The 18518-nt window shown below is 57.9% G+C and carries 17 protein-coding genes and 1 tRNA gene; 5 read left to right on the top strand and 13 right to left on the bottom strand.

Annotated features, from left to right (window positions below; all coding sequences use genetic code 11):
- Nucleotides 1–3 precede the first annotated feature (3 nt).
- Complete coding sequence (locus AC4IC4_RS04210; protein WP_491472204.1) at nt 4–1347, bottom strand: Na(+)-translocating NADH-quinone reductase subunit A; 1344 nt, start codon at nt 1345–1347, stop codon at nt 4–6.
- A gap of 298 nt (nt 1348–1645) precedes the next feature.
- Here AC4IC4_RS04210 and dpaA point away from each other — a divergent pair, with 298 nt between their 5' ends.
- Complete coding sequence (dpaA, locus tag AC4IC4_RS04205) at nt 1646–2386, top strand: peptidoglycan meso-diaminopimelic acid protein amidase (protein WP_024909462.1); 741 nt, start codon at nt 1646–1648, stop codon at nt 2384–2386.
- Here dpaA and AC4IC4_RS04200 read toward each other — a convergent pair.
- Both AC4IC4_RS04200 and lpcA read right to left on the bottom strand, forming a co-directional pair.
- Nucleotides 2357–3124 carry a class II glutamine amidotransferase gene (locus AC4IC4_RS04200; RefSeq protein WP_032646961.1) on the bottom strand — a complete coding sequence of 256 codons (768 nt, stop codon included), beginning with the start codon at nt 3122–3124 and terminating at the stop codon, nt 2357–2359. The two genes, dpaA and AC4IC4_RS04200, sit on opposite strands and share 30 nt — an antisense overlap.
- Before the next feature lie 46 nt (nt 3125–3170).
- Nucleotides 3171–3749, bottom strand: coding sequence for a D-sedoheptulose 7-phosphate isomerase (gene lpcA, locus AC4IC4_RS04195; RefSeq protein WP_010427884.1), 579 nt, complete (start codon nt 3747–3749; stop codon nt 3171–3173).
- Nucleotides 3750–3988: 239 nt separating this feature from the next.
- On the opposite strand from lpcA, the gene fadE reads away from it, so the two are divergent.
- Together fadE and AC4IC4_RS04185 are read left to right on the top strand one after the other, a co-directional pair.
- Entirely contained in the window at nt 3989–6433 is a 2445-nt protein-coding gene (gene fadE / locus AC4IC4_RS04190) for an acyl-CoA dehydrogenase FadE (RefSeq protein ID WP_024909461.1), read from the top strand.
- Nucleotides 6434–6541: 108 nt separating this feature from the next.
- A complete protein-coding gene (locus AC4IC4_RS04185) occupies nt 6542–7312 on the top strand; it encodes an amidohydrolase (RefSeq protein ID WP_024909460.1) in 771 nt (256 codons plus the stop codon).
- Nucleotides 7313–7363: 51 nt separating this feature from the next.
- On the opposite strand, the gene AC4IC4_RS04180 is transcribed toward AC4IC4_RS04185, so the two are convergent.
- From AC4IC4_RS04180 to dnaQ, 9 genes are all read right to left on the bottom strand, one after another.
- Nucleotides 7364–8965 (bottom strand): gamma-glutamyltransferase family protein, encoded by a 1602-nt coding sequence (locus tag AC4IC4_RS04180; protein WP_491472794.1) that lies wholly within the window; start codon nt 8963–8965, stop codon nt 7364–7366.
- A gap of 9 nt (nt 8966–8974) precedes the next feature.
- The gene (locus AC4IC4_RS04175) at nt 8975–9850 is read right to left on the bottom strand and encodes an ABC transporter permease (protein WP_491472203.1); all 876 of its coding nucleotides are present in this window, start codon (nt 9848–9850) and stop codon (nt 8975–8977) included.
- A 2-nt stretch (nt 9851–9852) separates the two neighbouring features.
- A complete protein-coding gene (locus AC4IC4_RS04170) occupies nt 9853–10794 on the bottom strand; it encodes an ABC transporter permease (RefSeq protein WP_491472202.1) in 942 nt (313 codons plus the stop codon).
- Nucleotides 10795–10812: 18 nt separating this feature from the next.
- On the bottom strand, nt 10813–12327 hold the full coding sequence (locus AC4IC4_RS04165; RefSeq protein WP_491472201.1) for an ABC transporter substrate-binding protein: 1515 nt from the start codon (nt 12325–12327) through the stop codon (nt 10813–10815).
- Nucleotides 12328–12329: 2 nt separating this feature from the next.
- The gene (locus AC4IC4_RS04160; RefSeq protein WP_491472200.1) at nt 12330–13412 is read right to left on the bottom strand and encodes an ABC transporter ATP-binding protein; all 1083 of its coding nucleotides are present in this window, start codon (nt 13410–13412) and stop codon (nt 12330–12332) included.
- Nucleotides 13409–14422 (bottom strand): ABC transporter ATP-binding protein, encoded by a 1014-nt coding sequence (locus tag AC4IC4_RS04155; RefSeq protein WP_491472199.1) that lies wholly within the window; start codon nt 14420–14422, stop codon nt 13409–13411. Before AC4IC4_RS04155 ends, AC4IC4_RS04160 begins: the two co-directional genes overlap by 4 nt.
- Nucleotides 14419–15138 (bottom strand): FadR/GntR family transcriptional regulator, encoded by a 720-nt coding sequence (locus AC4IC4_RS04150; protein ID WP_023334601.1) that lies wholly within the window; start codon nt 15136–15138, stop codon nt 14419–14421. Before AC4IC4_RS04150 ends, AC4IC4_RS04155 begins: the two co-directional genes overlap by 4 nt.
- Before the next feature lie 379 nt (nt 15139–15517).
- Nucleotides 15518–15594: transfer RNA gene (locus tag AC4IC4_RS04145), tRNA-Asp, on the bottom strand.
- Between the two features lie 132 nt (nt 15595–15726).
- Complete coding sequence (dnaQ, locus tag AC4IC4_RS04140) at nt 15727–16458, bottom strand: DNA polymerase III subunit epsilon (protein ID WP_055726119.1); 732 nt, start codon at nt 16456–16458, stop codon at nt 15727–15729.
- Here dnaQ and rnhA point away from each other — a divergent pair.
- Nucleotides 16412–16990 carry a ribonuclease HI gene (gene rnhA / locus AC4IC4_RS04135; RefSeq protein ID WP_175557791.1) on the top strand — a complete coding sequence of 193 codons (579 nt, stop codon included), beginning with the start codon at nt 16412–16414 and terminating at the stop codon, nt 16988–16990. The genes dnaQ and rnhA overlap by 47 nt on opposite strands.
- On the opposite strand, the gene AC4IC4_RS04130 is transcribed toward rnhA, so the two are convergent.
- The gene (locus AC4IC4_RS04130) at nt 16987–17706 is read right to left on the bottom strand and encodes a class I SAM-dependent methyltransferase (protein ID WP_024909452.1); all 720 of its coding nucleotides are present in this window, start codon (nt 17704–17706) and stop codon (nt 16987–16989) included. The genes rnhA and AC4IC4_RS04130 overlap by 4 nt on opposite strands.
- A 32-nt stretch (nt 17707–17738) precedes the next feature.
- On the opposite strand from AC4IC4_RS04130, the gene gloB reads away from it, so the two are divergent.
- A complete protein-coding gene (gloB, locus tag AC4IC4_RS04125; protein ID WP_491472198.1) occupies nt 17739–18497 on the top strand; it encodes a hydroxyacylglutathione hydrolase in 759 nt (252 codons plus the stop codon).
- Nucleotides 18498–18518: the final 21 nt, after the last annotated feature.

Raw genomic sequence — 18518 nt, 5'->3', positions numbered from 1 at the left:
CGGTTATCCTTCCTGCTCAATGCGGGTTAGCACCTCGCGCAATACCGGTCCATATTCGTATTTGCCCGGACAGACATAGGTACAGAGCGCCAGATCTTCTTCGTCCAGCTCCAGACAGCCCAGCGCCTGCGCGCTGTCGGTATCACCGGCGAGCAGATCGCGCAGCAGCATGGTCGGCAGAATATCCAGCGGCATGACGCGCTCGTAGTTACCAATCGGGACCATGGCGCGCTCGCCACCGTGCGTACTGGTCGAGAAGCTAAACAGCTTATTACGCAGGAAATGGCCCAGCGTGGTGCGGGTGACGGAATATTTTTCCGCACCGGGCAGCACCCAGCCGAACAGCTCTTTCTCACGCCCTTCCTGCACAATGCTGACCTGCAAATGGAAACGTCCCAGATACGCATGTGCATTGGCAGCATGGCGTCCGCTGAGGACCGAACCGGAAATCAGGCGGTTTTCACCCTCTTTGGTTTCCCCCACCAGCAGTTCATTGATATCTGCGCCCAGCAGCGTCTTCACCAGGCGCGGGTGTGCAGCCTGCGGCCCGCCGATGGCAACGATCCGTTCAGCGCAGAGTTCACCCGTCGTAAAAAGCTTACCGATGGCGATGACGTCCTGATAATTCAGATGCCAGACCCGTTTCGTCAGGCTTACCGGCTCAAGAAAGTGGATGTGCGTTCCGACCAGACCCGCCGGATGCGGGCCAGCAAACTCATTAAACGTGACCTGCCCCTGCGTATGCCCGCCAAGCTTGCCGCCGCCGGCCTGGCAAACGTGGACTTTCCCTGACGTGAGGCGGGTTAAAACGGTCAATCCGGCATCGAAGGCTTTGCGCTGTGCCAGGATAACCGGCTGCGGGTCCACGCTAAGCGGATTGGTGTCGATGGCCGTGACGAAAATCGCGGCCGGTTCCGTGCCCGGAACAGGGGATTTGCTGAAGGGACGCGTACGAAGCGCGGTCCATAAACCGGACGCCAGAAGCTGAGCCTGAACGGCGTCACGGCTCAACGACGCGAGGTCTGCGGCAACGTAATGGGCGAATTCACGCTGTTCGTTGCCTTCAATGCGGATAACCACCGACTGCAGAACGCGCCGTTCGCCACGGTTAATCGCCACAACGGTGCCGCTCGCGGGCGCCGTGAACACCACGCCGGGATTTTTTTTGTCCTCAAAGAGCGCCTGTCCTTTGATCACGCGATCGCCTTCCTGTACCAACATAGAAGGTCGCATTCCCAGGTAGTCGTCGCCCACAATGGCGACATGATGAACGCTTGCGCCTGTCGAAACGTGCTGCGCGGGCACGCCTGCAATCGGCAGATCAAGTCCTTTTTTTATTTTAAACATGTGGTTAGCAGGTTTCCATGAACAACAATCCAGTGGGCGCGAAGTGTAACATTTTCCCCTTCTCGCGGGCAGGGAATCCGCCGTCGCGCGCGCCAAATTGCGAGCTAATGCGCAAAGTTCCTGGAGCCATCGCGATTTTGATGGTTTATAAAGTAAAACTAATTTGTAAACTCACCGCCCGGCTCTTGCGAAAATCTATAGCGGTGCTAATGTGAGCGCTCCTAACAGAATAATCTGATTTCGGGTCTCTTTTGCCGTCCTGGCAAGTTGGTCATGGTTTTATCAAGGAACTAGTAGTATGCGTAAAATCGCATTGTTCATTGCGATGCTTCTGATTCCGTGCATGTCGTTTGCCGGACTGCTCAGCAGTAATAGCTCAACGACGCCGGTCAGCAAGGAATATAAACAGCAGTTAATGGGATCGCCGGTTTATATTCAAATCTTCAAGGAAGAACGCACTCTCGATCTGTTTGTGAAAATGGGCGAGACCTATCAGCTGCTTGATAGTTACAAAATTTGTAACTACTCCGGCGGGCTGGGGCCAAAACAGCGTCAGGGCGACTTCAAAAGTCCGGAAGGGTTCTACAACGTTCAGCGCAGCCAGCTCAAGCCTGACAGCCGCTTCTATAAAGCCATTAACATCGGCTTCCCGAATGCCTATGACCGTGCTCACGGTTATGAAGGTAAATACCTGATGATCCACGGTGCCTGCGTGTCTATCGGCTGTTATGCGATGACCGATTCCGGCATTGATGAGATATTCCAGTTCGTGACCGGCGCGCTGGTCTTTGGGCAGCCTAGCGTACAGGTCAGCATCTATCCGTTCCGCATGACGGACGCCAACATGGCGCGTCACAAGTACTCATACTACGCGGATTTCTGGAAACAGCTGAAGCCAGGTTACGACTACTTTGAGCAGACCCACAAGCCGCCGGTGGTCTCTATCGTAGATGGCCGTTACGTGGTCAGCAAACCGCTGAGCCACGAAGTCGTCCATCCACAGCTGGCGTCAAATTACACGGTCCCCGAGACAAAATAGTACCCACTCGCCTGGCATAATCTTTTGCCAGGTTTCGTTGCCCGTCAGCGGCTGCGTTGCAATGACTGTGACCACATCGTTCGGTGTGGTCTCCTTCTGAAAGTCTATCTCCACATCCTGATCGAGCAGCGTCGCCACGCCAAACGGCGCACGGCGGGTGATCCAGAACAGATTCGTCGAGCAGAACGCCATCACATAGCGGCCGTCAGAGAGCAGCATGTTGAACACGCCTTTTTCACGCAGTTCAGACGCCAGCGTCGCGATGTATTTGAACACGGCAGCCATGTTGCTGGGCGTGCGGGGATAGCGCTCCGTCAGCTTGTGCAGCAGCCAGCAGAACGCTTTTTCGCTATCCGTTTCGCCGACCGGGCGAAAATTGCCCGTCTCCAGCGACTTATAGCCCGTGAGTTGGCCGTTGTGCGCGTAGGTCCAGTTACGGCCCCACAGCTCGCGGGTAAACGGATGGGTATTTTCCAGCGCCACTTCGCCACGGTTAGCCTGACGGATGTGGGCGATCACCGAGCGGGACTTGATGGGGTAGTCCTGCACCAGTTTGGCAATCGGTGAGTTAAAGCTGGGCTGTGGATCTTTGAACGTGCGACACCCTTTGCCTTCGTAGAAGGTGATGCCCCAGCCGTCTTTATGCGGCCCGGTTCCTCCACCGCGCTGAACCAGCCCGGTGAAACTAAAGCAGATATCGGTTGGCACATTGGCGCTCATCCCGAGCAGTTCGCACATACGTCACCTCCACAACAGCGGGGGCAAGAGTGCCCCCAGCGAAGTCTTACTTAACCATCTCTTTTTCGATCAGCTGGATCAGGATGTGGATCACTTTGATGTGAATTTCCTGAATACGGTCAGCATAACCGAAGTGCGGAACGCGGATTTCAACATCCGCCGTACCGTCCATCTTACCGCCATCTTTACCCGTCAGGGTGATGACTTTCATCCCTTTTTCACGCGCGGCGGCGATCGCTTTGATCACGTTGCCGGAGTTGCCGGAGGTAGAAATCCCCAGCAGCACGTCGCCTTCACGGCCTACCGCTTCAACGTAGCGGGAGAAGATGTGGTCGTAACCGAAGTCGTTGCCTACGCAGGAGATGTGGCTCACGTCGGAAATCGCAATCGCCGGGTAGCCCGGGCGGTTTTCGCGATAGCGTCCGGTCAGCTCTTCTGCGAAGTGCATCGCGTCGCAGTGGGAACCGCCGTTACCGCATGAGAGCACTTTGCCACCGGCTTTGAAGCTGTCGGCCAGCAGGACCGCTGCGCGCTGAATAGCGTGAATATTGGCATCATCTTTCAGAAAGTTCGCCAGCGTTTCCGCCGCTTCGTTCAGTTCGTTACGAATAAGATCCTGGTACATGAGGATAATCCTTCAGTATTGATGAAATAACACAGTGGAGTGTACCGGATAGCGCGAAAAGCGAGAAGCTAAAGCCATGCGAATCGTCCGGCGTTTTGATTTTTTGTGCCGGCTAAAACACGAACAATGTGAACCAGGTTGTAATTATTTTGTAAACACATTGCTAAAGGAATTTACATCAACTACAACCATATCATCACAAGTGGTCAGACCTCCTACAAGCAAGGGAGCTTTTCTTTATGATGATTTTGAGCATTCTCGCAACCGTTGTTCTGCTCGGTGTGTTGTTCTATCACCGCGTAAGTTTATTCCTGAGCAGCCTGATTCTTCTGGCCTGGACGGCTGCGCTTGGCGTCGCAGGTCTCTGGAATATCTGGCTTTTAGTCCCTCTTGCCATCATTCTTCTGCCGTTTAACCTGGCACCGATGCGTAAATCCATGATCTCTGCGCCGGTGTTCAAGGGCTTCCGCAAAGTGATGCCGCCAATGTCGCGTACCGAGAAAGAAGCGATTGATGCGGGCACTACCTGGTGGGAAGGCGACCTGTTCCAGGGCAATCCGGACTGGAAAAAGCTGCATAACTACCCGCAGCCGCGCCTGACCGCTGAAGAACAGGCCTTTATTGACGGCCCGGTAGAAGAAGCCTGCCGTATGGCAAACGACTTTGCCATCACCCATGAAATGGCCGATCTGCCGCCAGAACTGTGGGCGTACCTGAAAGAGCATCGCTTCTTCGCGATGATCATCAAGAAAGAGTACGGCGGTCTGGAGTTCTCCGCTTACGCTCAGGCTCGCGTCCTGCAAAAGCTGGCAGGCGTTTCCGGGATCTTGGCGATTACCGTTGGCGTGCCTAACTCCTTAGGGCCGGGCGAACTGCTGCAGCATTACGGTACGGAAGAGCAAAAAGATCACTACCTGCCGCGTCTGGCACGCGGTCAGGAAATTCCGTGCTTCGCGCTGACCAGCCCGGAAGCAGGCTCCGATGCGGGCGCGATCCCGGATACCGGCGTGGTCTGCATGGGCGAGTGGCAGGGCGAGCAGGTGCTGGGCATGCGCCTGACCTGGAACAAGCGTTATATCACCCTGGCGCCTATCGCCACCGTGCTGGGTCTGGCCTTTAAGCTCTCTGACCCGGAAAAACTGCTGGGCGGCGAAGAAGATCTGGGCATTACCTGTGCGCTGATCCCAACTTCTACCCCAGGCGTCGAGATTGGTCGTCGTCACTTCCCGCTGAACGTGCCGTTCCAGAACGGTCCGACCCGCGGCCAGGATATCTTTGTGCCGATTGACTACATCATCGGCGGCCCGAAAATGGCCGGTCAGGGCTGGCGTATGCTGGTGGAATGTCTGTCGGTGGGCCGCGGCATTACCCTGCCGTCGAACTCAACCGGCGGTCTGAAGTCGGTCGCGATGGGGATTGGGGCTTACGCTCACATCCGTCGTCAGTTCAAAATCTCCATCGGCAAGATGGAAGGTATCGAAGAGCCGCTGGCGCGTATCGCGGGCAACGCCTACGTGATGGACGCCGCCGCCACGCTGATTACCTACGGCATTATGCTGGGCGAAAAACCGGCCGTACTGTCCGCGATTGTGAAGTACCACTGTACCCACCGCGCGCAGCAGTCAATTATTGACGCGATGGATATCGCGGGCGGTAAAGGCATTATGCTCGGCGAAGGCAACTTCCTGGCGCGCGGCTATCAGGGCGCACCGATTGCCATCACCGTGGAAGGGGCAAACATCCTGACCCGCAGCATGATGATCTTCGGTCAGGGCGCAATTCGCTGCCATCCTTACGTGCTGGAAGAGATGGCCGCCGCGCAGAACAACGACGTGGATGCCTTCGATAAGCTGCTGTTCAAACATATCGGTCACGTGGGCAGCAACAAGGTGCGCAGCTTCTGGCTGGGCCTGACGCGCGGTCTCACCAGCGCGACGCCGACCGGCGATGCGACCAAACGTTATTACCAGCATCTGAACCGTCTGAGCGCCAACCTGGCCCTGCTGTCTGACGTTTCCATGGCGGTGCTGGGCGGCAGCCTGAAGCGTCGCGAACGTATCTCTGCCCGTCTGGGCGATGTGCTGAGCCAGATCTTCCTGGCCTCTGCGGTCCTGAAACGCTACGACGACGAAGGCCGTCAGGAAGCGGATCTGCCGCTGGTGCACTGGGGCGTGCAGGATGCGATGTATCAGGCTGAACAGGCGATTGACGATCTGCTGGCGAACTTCCCGAACCGCTTTGTGGCTGGCGCCCTGCGCGTGGTGATCTTCCCGACCGGTCGTCACCACCTGGCGCCGTCCGACAAGCTGGACCACAAAGTGGCGAAGATCCTGCAGGTTCCGAGCGCAACCCGCTCCCGTATCGGTCGTGGTCAGTATCTGACGCCGACGCCGCATAACCCGGTGGGTCTGCTGGAAGAAGCGCTGCTGGACGTGATGGCTGCCGATCCGATTCACCAGAAGATCTGTAAACAGCTGGGCAAAAACCTGCCGTTTACCCGTCTGGACGAACTGGCAAAACAGGCACTCGCCGGTGGCATTATCAATAAAGATGAAGCCGCTCTGCTGGTGAAAGCCGAAGAGAGCCGTCTGCGCAGTATTAACGTGGATGATTTCGAACCGGACGAGCTGGCGACGCAGCCGGTAAAGCTGCCGGAGAAGCACCGTAAACCTGAAGCGGCGTAACGCGTTTCGCTTATACAAACCCCGCCTCGCGCGGGGTTTTTTATTGCCACATTTTCTCGTTATGTCGTGCTACAGTGTCAAAAAGTGGTCGTTTGAGGAGTCTGAATTGTGCCTGGTCTGAAGATTTCTATTTTGCAGCAACCTTTAGTGTGGATGGATGGCCCCGCCAACCTGCGCCACTTTGATCGTCAACTGGAAGACATTACCGGGCGTGATGTGATTGTCCTGCCGGAAATGTTCACCACCGGCTTCGCCATGGAAGCGGCACAGCAGTCAATGCCGCAGGATGAGGTGGTCGCCTGGATGCATGTCAAAGCGCAGCAGACTAATGCGCTGATCGCTGGCAGCGCCGCCCTGCAGACCGAACGCGGGCCGGTGAACCGCTTCCTGCTGGTGGAGCCGGAAGGGAAAGTGCATTTTTACGATAAACGCCACCTGTTCCGCATGGCGGATGAGCACCATCACTATGAAGCGGGTCACGAGCGCGTGGTGTTTGAGTGGCGCGGCTGGCGTATTCTGCCGCTGGTTTGCTACGACCTGCGTTTCCCGGTGTGGTCGCGTAACCGCAACGATTACGACCTGGCGCTGTATGTCGCCAACTGGCCTGCACCGCGCTCCCTGCACTGGCAGTCGCTGCTGGTGGCGCGCGCGATTGAGAACCAGGCGTACGTGGTGGGCTGTAACCGCGTGGGAACGGACGGCAACGGACATCACTACCGCGGCGACAGTCGGGTGGTGAATCCGCAGGGCGAGATCATCGCCACCGCCGAGCCGCACCAGGCGACGCGCATTGATGCGGAGCTGTCGTTAACGGCGCTGAAAGAGTACCGGGAGAAGTTTCCGGCGTGGCAGGATGCGGATCCGTTTAGCATCGGCTGAAATTTTCCCCTCACCCCGCCCCTCTCCCAAAGGGAGAGGGAGGATAAAACATTAACTCACCAGCGCCTGCCCGTCCTTGCGGCTTTCCGTCGCGGCCACGTAGTGCCCTTCCGGCAGGCGGTAAATCACCTGCGCACCGCCGAAGTTGTAGTCCTGAAGCGGATCTTCCACCACGATCTGATGCCCGCGCGCGCGCAGCGCGGCAATCGTGTTGCGATCGAACGTCGATTCAACGATCACCTCCCTGCCCTGCACCACGCGCCAGCGCGGGGCGTCGATTGCCGCCTGCGGGTTTTGCCCGTGCAACATGATGCGCAGCGCCATCTGCATGTGTCCCTGCGCCTGCATCGGGCCGCCCATCACGCCGAAGGACATCAGCGGCTGGCCGTTGCCGTCCATCGCAAAGCCCGGAATGATGGTGTGGAACGGACGCTTGCTGCCCGCCAGCGCGTTCGGGTGATTAGGATCCAGCACAAACCCACAGCCCCGGTTTTGCAGGCTGATCCCGGTATCCGGCACCACGATGCCTGAACCGAAGCCCATATAGTTGGACTGAATAAACGAGACCATCATCCCGCTGGCATCCGCGGTGCTGATGTAGACCGTGCCGCTCTGCGTCGGGGAACCGTAGACAAAATCAGAGGCGTTGTCGTGGTTAATCAGCGCCGCGCGCGACTTCAGGTAATGGTCGCTCAGCAGCTCTTTCGCCGCGAACGCCATGTGTTCTTCATCCGCCACGTAGCGGTCGAGATCCGCCAGCGCCAGCTTCATCGCCTCAATGGAGAGATGCAGAGACTGCACGGAATCCGGATGATGCTTCTCAATGCCGCACTGCTCAAGAATGCCGAGCGCAATCAGCGTGGCGATCCCCTGACCGTTAGGCGGTAGCTCCTGCACCGAACCGCCCGCGAAGTCGCGCGACAGCAGCTCGACCCAGTCCACGCGGTGGTTGGCCAGATCTTCAGCCGTCAGGTGCGCGCCATGTTCTTTGGCGAAGGCAGCAATTTTCTGCGCCAGCTCGCCGCGGTAAAAGGCTTCGCCGTTGGTGCGAGCAATCTGCTCCAGCGAGTTCGCCTGCGCCGGGTTACGGAAGATCTCCCCCACGCGCGGGGCGCGGCCTTCCGGCGCGAAGCAGGCGCTAAAGCCCGGCTGATCTTTCAGCTTGCTATAGCCGCGCTGCCACAGATGACCGATCAGAGGGGAGACCGGGAAACCGTTGCGCGCGTAGTCAATAGCAGGCTGCGCCAGGGTGGTAAACGGCAGCGTGCCGAAGCGTTCCGCCAGCGCGACCCAGCCGGATACCGCCCCCGGCACGGTCACCGCGTCCCAGCCAATTTCCGGCACCGCGGTTTTACCGGCAAACAGATCCGCATGCCAGCTCGCAGGCGAACGACCGGACGCGTTCAGGCCGTGCAGCTTTTCGCCGTCCCAGACGATGGCAAAGGCATCACTGCCAATCCCATTACCGGTCGGCTCGACCACCGTCAGCGCCATCGCGGTGGCAATGGCCGCATCCACGGCATTCCCGCCCAGCTGCAGCATCTTCATGCCCGCCTGCGCCGCCAGCGGCTGAGACGTCGCAACCGCGTTATGGCCCAGCATCGGCGGGCGTCGTGAAGCGTAACCGGACGTAAAATCAAGCGCTTTGGTCATCATGACTCCTTAGTCATGGCGCGGATCGAGCGCATCGCGCAGCCCGTCGCCGAGTAAATTAAAGCCCTGCACGGCAAGGAAAATCGCCACGCCGGGGAAAATGGACATCCACGGGGCCTGCTCAAGAAAACCTTTCGCGGTGTTGAGCATGGACCCCCAGGACGGATTGGGCGGCTGCTGTCCCAGCCCTAAAAACGACAGGCTGGCTTCAGCGATTATCGCCGAGGCAATCGCCAGCGTGGCCTGCACCAGGATCGGCGACATCACGTTGGGCAGGACGTATTTAATGATGATCCAGCGATCCGGCAGGCCAATCGCCCGCGCGCCGTCGATATACTCTTCGTTGCGAATGGCGATCACCTGGCCGCGCGTCAGGCGGGCAAAGATCGGCATCGCGGAAAGGCCGATGGCGATCATCGCGTTGGTCAGGCTTGGGCCCAAAAATGCCCCCAGCGCGATCGCCATGATCAGGAACGGACAGGCCAGCAGCGCCTCGATAAAGCGCGAGATCACGCCGTCCCACATCTTCTGGAAGTAGCCCGCCACCAGCCCCAGCGGCACGCCGATAACCACCGCAATAACGACCGACATACAGCCCGCCATCAGCGAGGTGCGAGCCCCCCAGATAATGCGGGATAAGATGTCGCGCCCCAGCTCGTCGGTGCCGAACCAGTACATCGCCGACGGCGCTTTGCGCACCGCCAGGAAGTTGGCTTTCACCGGGTCGAACGGGGCGATCCACGGCGCCAGCAGCGCCAACAGCACAAAGAACCCCACCACCACCGCGCCAATGACCGCGCTTTTATTGCCGAGGAATTTCTTCAGTACCCGGTTCTGCGCGCGCGGGAGTGCAGGCGTAACGGTTTGCGTCGTCAGTTCCGCCATGGTTAACCTCGCATTTTCGGGTTGATAAGGACGTAGAGCACGTCGGCCAGCAGGTTGAGCATCAGGAAGCCGATTGCCACGATCAGCACCACGCCCTGCACCACCGCGTAGTCACGGTTAAATACCGAGTCGACGATCATCTTGCCAAAGCCCGGAATGGTGAAAACCTGTTCGGTCAGCACCGCGCCGCCCAGCAGCTCGCCAAACAGCAGCGTGGTGAGGGTAATCACCGGCACCAGCGCGTTGCGAAACGCGTGCTTTAAGATCACCGCCTTCGGCAGCAGCCCCTTAGCGCGCGCGGTGCGGATGTAATCCGCCTTTAGCACCGCAATCATCGAGGCGCGGGTATGGCGCATCAGCGTTGCCGCGAGGCCCGTTCCGAGCACGGACGCGGGCAGCAGCAGCGTACGCAGGTTCTGGATCGGATCTTCACTGAACGGCACGTAGCCGGAGGCAGGTAGCCACTGCAGGTTTACCGAAAAGACCAGAATCAGCAGGATCCCCAGCCAGAAGTGCGGGATCGAGATCCCCGAGATCGCCACGAAGTTCGCCCCGTGATCGACCCAGCTGTTTTTGTTCACCGCCGCGAGGATCCCCATGCTGATGCCAAACACCAGCGCGATAATCATCGCCAGCAGCGACAGCTCCAGCGTGACCGGCAACTTGCTGGCAATCAGCTGCGTCACCGGCTCGTGCGTGCGTAAGGAGAAGCCCAGATCGCCCTGCAGCGCCCGCGTCAGCCAGTGGAAATACTGCATGGGGATCGGCGCATCGAGGTTCAGCTCCGCACGCAGCTGGGCGATGACCGCCGGATCGCGCTCCTCGCCAGCCATGGCGATCAGCGGGTCGCCGGGCAGCAGCTTTTGCAACCCGAACACCATCATGCTCACCAGCAGTAGCGTCGGGACGGCCAGCAGCAGACGTTTGCAAATCAATTCCAGCATGGGCTCTCCTCAGGACGGTTATTTCGTCAACGTCAAACCCGCCAGACGCACGATGCCGTCCGGGTAAGGCTTAAAGCCCTGCACGCTTTTATTCAGGCCAAAAATGCGCGGCTCGAAGTAGAGGTAGGCAATCGGCATGTCGGTTTGCAGCTGCTTCACCACCTTGTCGTACAGCGGCTGGCGCGCGGCCTGGTCGGTGCTCTGGCGCGCCTGGGTCAGCCATTCGTCAACCTGCGCGTTGCTGTAGCGGCCGTCGTTAAGGGTGCCTTTGCTGTTGATAAAGCCGTAGATGCTGCCGTCCGGATCCGGGCGTCCCGACCAGCCGGAGAAGCTCAGCTGATAGTCCCCGCTCTGCTGGCGATCCAGCAGCGTGGCGAATTCGGTCATCTGCAGGTTCAGGGTGAAGCCCGCCTCGGCCACCATCGCCTGCAGCACCTGTCCCACCTGCTGCGAGGTAGGGTTGTTCGGCACCAGCAGGTTGACGGTCAGCGGCGTGGTCACACCGGCGGCTTTCAGCAGCGCTTTGGCTTTGTCGACGTCACGCGGCGGGACCGGCAGGTTAACGTGATACGGGCTGACCGGTGAAAACGCCTGGTTGGCCGGGGTGTAGAGCCCTTCAAAGACCACCTGGTTTAGCGCATCGCGGTCGATAGCCTGCGAGAAGGCCTCGCGCACGCGGGCATCTTTGAACGGATCGTTAGCTGGCACCTTGCCGTTGTTGATGTTAAAGGTGATGCCCTGATAGCCCAGGCCCGTTACCTTCGCCAGCGCCAGCTTGCTGTCGGCTTCGACGGTTTTCACATCGCTGGCGGCGATGCCTTCGGTCAGGTCGAGATCGCCCGCACGCAGGTTCGCGAGACGCACGGAGGCATCCGGGATCGGCAGATAGATAATTTTGTCGAAGTGGTAGGCGTCTTTATTCCAGTAGTTGTCGAAGCGGGTCAGAACAATACGGTCCTGGGACACGCGGCTGTCGAATTTATACGGGCCGGAACAGACGGGATGGGCGGCAAAGTCAGGCTTTTTCGCCGCCTCGGGGGCCATCATCGCGCCCGCGCGGTCGGTGAGCTGCATCAGCAGCGCGGCATCGGGGGTCTTCAGGTGCAGCGCAATCTGCATCGGGCCGGTGACCTCGACCGATTCAACGGAGGAGATCTCGCTTTTACGCAGGGAGCCTTTCAGGGTCAGGGCGCGGTCGAGGTTGTATTTTGCCGCAGCGGCATCGAATTTCTCACCGTCGTGGAAGGTGACGCCTTCGCGCAGATTGAGCGTCAGGGTTTTACCGTCCGCACTCCACGCCCAGTCTTTGGCCAGACCGGGAACAACCTTCAGATTTTCATCCACGTCCACCAGCCTGTCGCACAGGGAGGCAAACACGAAGCGGCCATAGTAGGTGCGCGCCAGATGCGGGTCGAGCATGTCCGGGTCAGCGCCCAGGCCGATTCGCAGCACGCTTTCAGAATGGGCGGGCAGCGCCGCGCCAAGCAACATAACACTTCCCAGTACGGTCAAAAGAGAATTACGCATTGTCATTATCATGAGTTCCTTGGAGGAAGGGACGAGTGAGTGGCCGCGTGTTCAAACAGCGCGCGGCGGCGCAGAAAAGCGGCGGATGGCGGTGCAATCTGGATAACGCTGCGATCGCGGTTGATCTCCTGCCAGCGGTGGCAGGCAACCTGACGCCCGCCGTCGAGCACCTGATTAATCGGCTCGACCTGACGGCATTCGTCGGTGACGTACGGGCAACGGGTGTGGAAACGACAGCCGGACGGCGGGCTGGCAGGGTTCGGTAAGTCCCCCAGCAGCAGCGGCGCGTCGCGTTCAGCGCCCGGCTGCATCTGCGGCGCCGAGGCAATCAGCGCCTGCGTATAAGGATGCAGCGGCGCGTCAAATATCTCATCCACGGTGGCGAGCTCGACGATTTGCCCGAGGTACATGACCGCCACGCGGTCGCTCATGTGGCGGATCACCGCCAGACCATGGGCGACAATCACCATCGTCAGCCCAAGCTGGTGCTTCAGGCTTTCCAGCAAATTGACCACCTGCGCCTGAACGGAGACGTCCAGCGCGGATACCGGCTCATCGCCCAGCAGCAGCTTCGGTCCCGAGGCCAGCGCGCGCGCAATGCCGATACGCTGGCGCTGCCCGCCGGAAAACTCGTGCGGGTAGCGCCCGGCCCAGGCGGCGGGCAGGCCTACGGTTTTAAGTAACTCGGCAACGCGGTACTGGCGGTCCGCTTTCTTCATGTTCTGGTGCAGCCACAGCGGCTCGCCGACGATCTGCTCCACCGTCATGCGCGGGTTGAGCGAGGCGAAGGGATCCTGGAAGATAATCTGTAGCTCGCGCCGGAGCTGATTGAGGCGCGCCCCCGAGGCATGCGTGATCTCTTCCCCCTGGTAAAACACGCGCCCTTCGCTGGCGGCCAGCAGGCGCAGCAGCAGACGGCCAAGCGTGGATTTTCCGGAGCCGGACTCGCCGACGATCGCCAGCGTTTCGCCCGGCATCACGGCAAGCGAAACGCGATCGACTGCGGTGACAAACCGTGCCGGAGTAAAGAGTTTTTTGGGGCCGGGGAAAAGCTTGCTGAGGTCACGGGCTTCAAGAATGGGCGTGGTCATGCGATTTCTCCCAGGGCAATGTGCTGTTCGAGCGGCACGCGGAAGCAGGCGACCTGATGGCCCGCGCCGAGCGTGGCGAGCTGCGGTTTTTCATCATGGCAGCGCGTCTGCGCAAACGGGCAGCGGGTGGCAAAACGGCAGCCTTTCGGCATGGATTCCGGGAGCGGGACCGCGCCGGGAATGGTGGAGAGCTGGCCCTTGCGTGCGCCAAGAGAAGGAATCGAGCCCATCAGGCCGATGGTGTACGGGTGCTGCGGGTCGGCAAAAATAGCCTCCACGCTCCCCTGCTCCACCACCTGCCCGGCATACATCACGGCGACCTGCTGAGCGACTTCTGCCACCACGCCTAAATCGTGGGTGATCATCAGCACCGCCGTGCCGGTTTCCTCTTTTAAAGTGTTGAGCAAGGCGAGGATTTGCGCCTGGATGGTGACGTCGAGCGCGGTGGTGGGTTCGTCGGCAATCAGCAGTTTGGGATGGTTGATCAGCGCCATCGCAATCATCACGCGCTGGCGCATGCCGCCGGAAAGCTGGTGAGGGTAAGCCTTGAGACGCATCTCTGCCGCCGGGATCTGCACTTTCTCGAGGATCTGCAGCGCGACCCTCATCGCCTCTGCGCGTGAGACGTCCTGATGGCGCATAACCGCTTCACTCAGCTGATCCCCGAGCGTAAACGCCGGATTGAGCGAAGTCATCGGCTCCTGAAATATCATCGCCAGCTCGCTGCCGCGCAGATCGGCATATTCCCGCGGCGAGAGCTTGCGCAGATCGTGGCGGCGGAACTGCATCTCACCGCTGACGATCCGTGCGCTGGCGGGCAGTAACCCCATCAGCGCCAGTGAAGTGATACTTTTCCCGCAGCCGGACTCCCCCACCAGCGCCAGCGTTTCGCCTGCCCTGACGGTCAGAGAAATACCATCAAGCACGCTAACCGGCGAGCCAGCAAACGTAACGTTGAGGTTTTGCACTCGCAATACGGGCGTGGCGTCCTTAAAGGGTATTGTCGTCATGGCGTGAAGTCGTCCTCGAGGTGGATCGCCTGAATCAGGGCGGTTTGCAGGCTGAGCAGGTGTTCGCGCATGGCGGCCGCGGCTTCATTAGGCTGGCGATGGATAATCGCAGACATGATCTTATGGTGGTGGTCGTTATAGCTGTCGACACGTTCGGGGGTACGCGCCAGCTCGCGCAGATGCTGCCAGCCCGGTTCACGCCGCACGGCATCAATGGCATCAAACAGGCCGAGCATCAGACGGTTGCCCGCCGCCTCGGCAATCGCCCGGTGAAAGGCGCTATCCCACAGTTCGTTGAGATCGCGGTCGTCCGGGCTGACCTTATCGATGCGTTCCAGCATGCGCTGCATGAGCGCGAGGTTTTCCCTGGTGGCACGCAGTGCCGCAAGCCGGGCTAAGCCGGGTTCGAGCTGTAGACGAGCTTCCATCACTTCCAGAAGGTTGGTCTGCTGAACCAATCCCTGAAGGGCCAGCGGTTCAACAGGTGCCGCCGGACCAATAAAGGTCCCTTTGCCCTGCTTACGCCAGATGCGCCCCTCTTCTTCCAGCACGTCCAGCGCACGACGCACTTCACGTCGCCCTACGCCGAGAGTGTCCGACAGCTCACGTTCCGTGGGCAGCGGTATGCCTGGTGTTGACTCATGCTGGTTGATTAGCCCGCGCAGCTGCTCAAGCGCGGTGCTGGAATTGGCCAGAAACCGTGACGGTTTTTCCATATTGGTTCGCTCGCTTTCATCATAATTTTATTTTTATTAACGATAAGTTATTGATATGGAATGAAGCTTATCGTGCTAATGATTAAGCAATAACCAAACCAATACGCAATTGGTTCGGTTATTTTTTGGAAAGCGGGAGATAACCAAATGATTCTGCGTGAATTATTTTTACAGAAAGACACATTCTGACTGAGGTCTGAAGAGAGGAATGGTGGTTAAATGCACAACATCAGTGCAGATAACGCACTATATTTGTGCAATTGTTAATTAATTGCACCATAGATATTAACTTTTTGTTAACGATAATTGAGGGGATGAGATTACAGAATGCTGAAACGACGAAGGCCTGAATCATTTCTGATTCAGGCCTTCTGAATAGTGGCGGAACGGACGGGACTCGAACCCGCGACCCCCTGCGTGACAGGCAGGTATTCTAACCGACTGAACTACCGCTCCACTGTTCCCGTTTGGGGAACGAGGCGCATATTACGGTGCGCCTCCGATCTCGTCAACGCTTTTTCTCGCGTTTTGAATCGTTTGCTGCAAAAATCGCCCAAACGATGATTTTACAGGCATTCCGGCGTTTTTTCAGGCGCGCCACATACAGCTACCGCCCTTCTTCTGGACCAGATCAAGCCGGGATTCGTGGTTATGAAGCTCTTCATCACTGGCTAAAACAACCCGCAACCGGCTTGCCTGACGGACAACACGCTGAATGCCCGCTTCGCCTTGCGTCTGCTGGGATTCATTTTCCATACTGAACTTCATTGAGGTCTGCCCGCCGGTCATCGTCAGATAGACATCCGCCAGGATCTGGGCATCGAGCAACGCCCCGTGGAGCGTTCGTTTGGTATTGTCTATCTCGTAGCGCGAGCAGAGCGCATCCAGGCTGTTACGCTTGCCGGGAAACATCTTCCTTGCCAGCGCCAGGCTGTCCGTCACCTTACAGAAGGTGTTCGTCTTAGGGATATCACGATTAAGCTTGCTGAATTCATAATCCATAAAGCCGATATCGAACGAGGCGTTATGGATGACAAGCTCGGCACCCTTGATATATTCCAGGAACTCGTCAGCGACATCCGCAAACGTCGGCTTATCCAGCAAGAACTCATCGGCAATCCCGTGAACGCCGAACGCTTCCGGATCCACCAGCCGATCGGGTTTGAGGTAGACGTGGAAGTTGTTCCCCGTAAGACGACGGTTCACCACTTCAACGGCGCCGATCTCGATGATCTTATGCCCTTCGTAGTGCGCGCCGATCTGGTTCATACCGGTGGTTTCGGTATCGAGGACAATCTGGCGAGTAATTGCAGTGCTCATAGCGGTCATTTATGTCAGACTTATCGTTTTACTGAACGTTTCGAATACAGGAAGTCTACCAGAGATGCGTAAACAGGTAGAAATTTTCACCGATGGATCTTGTCTCGGTAACCCAGGACCCGGCGGTTACGGCGCGATTATGCGCTATCGCCAGCACGAAAAAACTTTTAGCGAAGGCTATTTTCTGACCACCAACAACCGGATGGAGTTGATGGCGGCCATCGTGGCGCTGGAGGCGTTAAAAGAACATTGTGACGTGGTGTTAAGCACCGACAGTCAGTACGTGCGCCAGGGGATTACCCAGTGGATCCATAACTGGAAAAAACGCGGCTGGAAAACCGCCGATAAGAAACCGGTCAAGAACGTCGATCTCTGGAAACGTCTTGATGCTGCGCTGGGCCAGCACCAGATTAAGTGGGAGTGGGTTAAAGGCCACGCAGGCCACCCGGAAAACGAACGCTGCGACGAACTGGCGCGTGCTGCGGCATCCAATCCCGCTCATGAAGATGCGGGCTATCAGCCCGACGTTTAATCGGTTTTTTTGTACTGCCGCGTGGCACCGACGGTCTGGCGGATGGGCGTTTTCGACTTGCTCTGCTTCATGGGGTTAAGCGTAAGGGGAATGGTTCGCTTACGCGCGACGATAAACTGCAAACAGCCCAACGCGGGGAGGTGGGTACTCAGTACAACGCCCCCCTGCCGCGCCCAGGGCAGCACCTGAAAACCACCGTAGCAGAGCACTTCAAAGTTCAGCAGCGAAAGCCAGTCGAGCTGGCGCATCATGGTGAACATCCGGCTGTTGTAAGGTGGGGCCCGGCGTAGTACCGGTACCAGCTTACGCAGGCCCATCAGGCTTAGCGGATTAAATCCGCTCAGTACCAGCCAGCCGTCATCAATCAGCACGCGATCGGCTTCGCGAAGCAGACGATGCGGATCGCTGCACCAGGGCAGCGTGTGGGCGAGCAAACAGGCATCAACGGATTTCTCTGCAAACGGCAGATGCAACGGGTCTGCTTTCACCTGAACCGGCGCTCCGCCGAGAGAGACGTTGACCTGATGTGAGATAGCGCAGCTTTCGGTATTGATTTCCGCGCTGAGATTGCCAATCTTAAGCAGGTGAAAGCCATACATCTTCGCGAGCCAGGGCTTCAGCTGTTGTTCTAACGCTTCGCGATAGTATTCACCCCAGGGCAATTCCGCCCAACGTTCCGGTGCTGCGACAGTCTGAGGTATCCTTGCCGGTTTCATCAAAACACCCGCCACGCTATAAGAGGTAATGTATGAATCTTATCAGTATTCCAGCCTTTGAGGACAATTACATCTGGGTTTTGGTTGACGACGATCGCCGATGCGTCATTGTCGATCCCGGAGAATCCGCCCCCGTTCTGCGCGCAATAAAAGAGAACGGCTGGGTGCCGGAAGCCATTCTGTTGACGCATCACCATCACGATCATACTGGCGGCGTGCCTGAACTGCGCGCTCATTTTCCGCATCTGGTGGTTTACGGACCGGCGGAGGCACAAGATAAGGGCGTCACGCAAGTAGTCGAAGAAGGCGAAACTATCCTCATACGCGAGTGGGAGTTTTCCGTATTTGCTACACCAGGTCACACTTTGGGACATCTGTGTTTCTACAGTAAACCTTATCTTTTTTGCGGCGACACGTTGTTCTCCGGAGGCTGCGGAAGACTGTTTGAAGGCACGCCAGCTCAAATGCACCAGTCTTTACAGAAGATTAATGCGTTACCCGATGACACCATTATTTGTTGCGCCCATGAGTATACATTAGGAAATATGAAGTTTGCCGTGAGCCTCTTACCCGAGGATCGGGCGATTCAGGATTATTATCACAAAGTGAAGGAGTTACGTGCAAAAGACCAAAAAACACTACCCGTAATTCTGAAAAATGAGCGCCAAATTAATTTATTTTTACGAACAGATAATATTGATTTAATTAATAAAATTAACCAAGAAACAAATTTGCAACAACCAGAACAGCGATTTGCATGGTTAAGGTCAAAGAAAGATAACTTCAGATAATTGCGGGTTGCCTTTTCAAAA

This window comes from Enterobacter sp. Taxon_2 (genome assembly GCF_058355295.1).
Note: the sequence above shows the minus strand (reverse complement) of the source record. Positions and strands in the feature narration are given on the sequence as shown.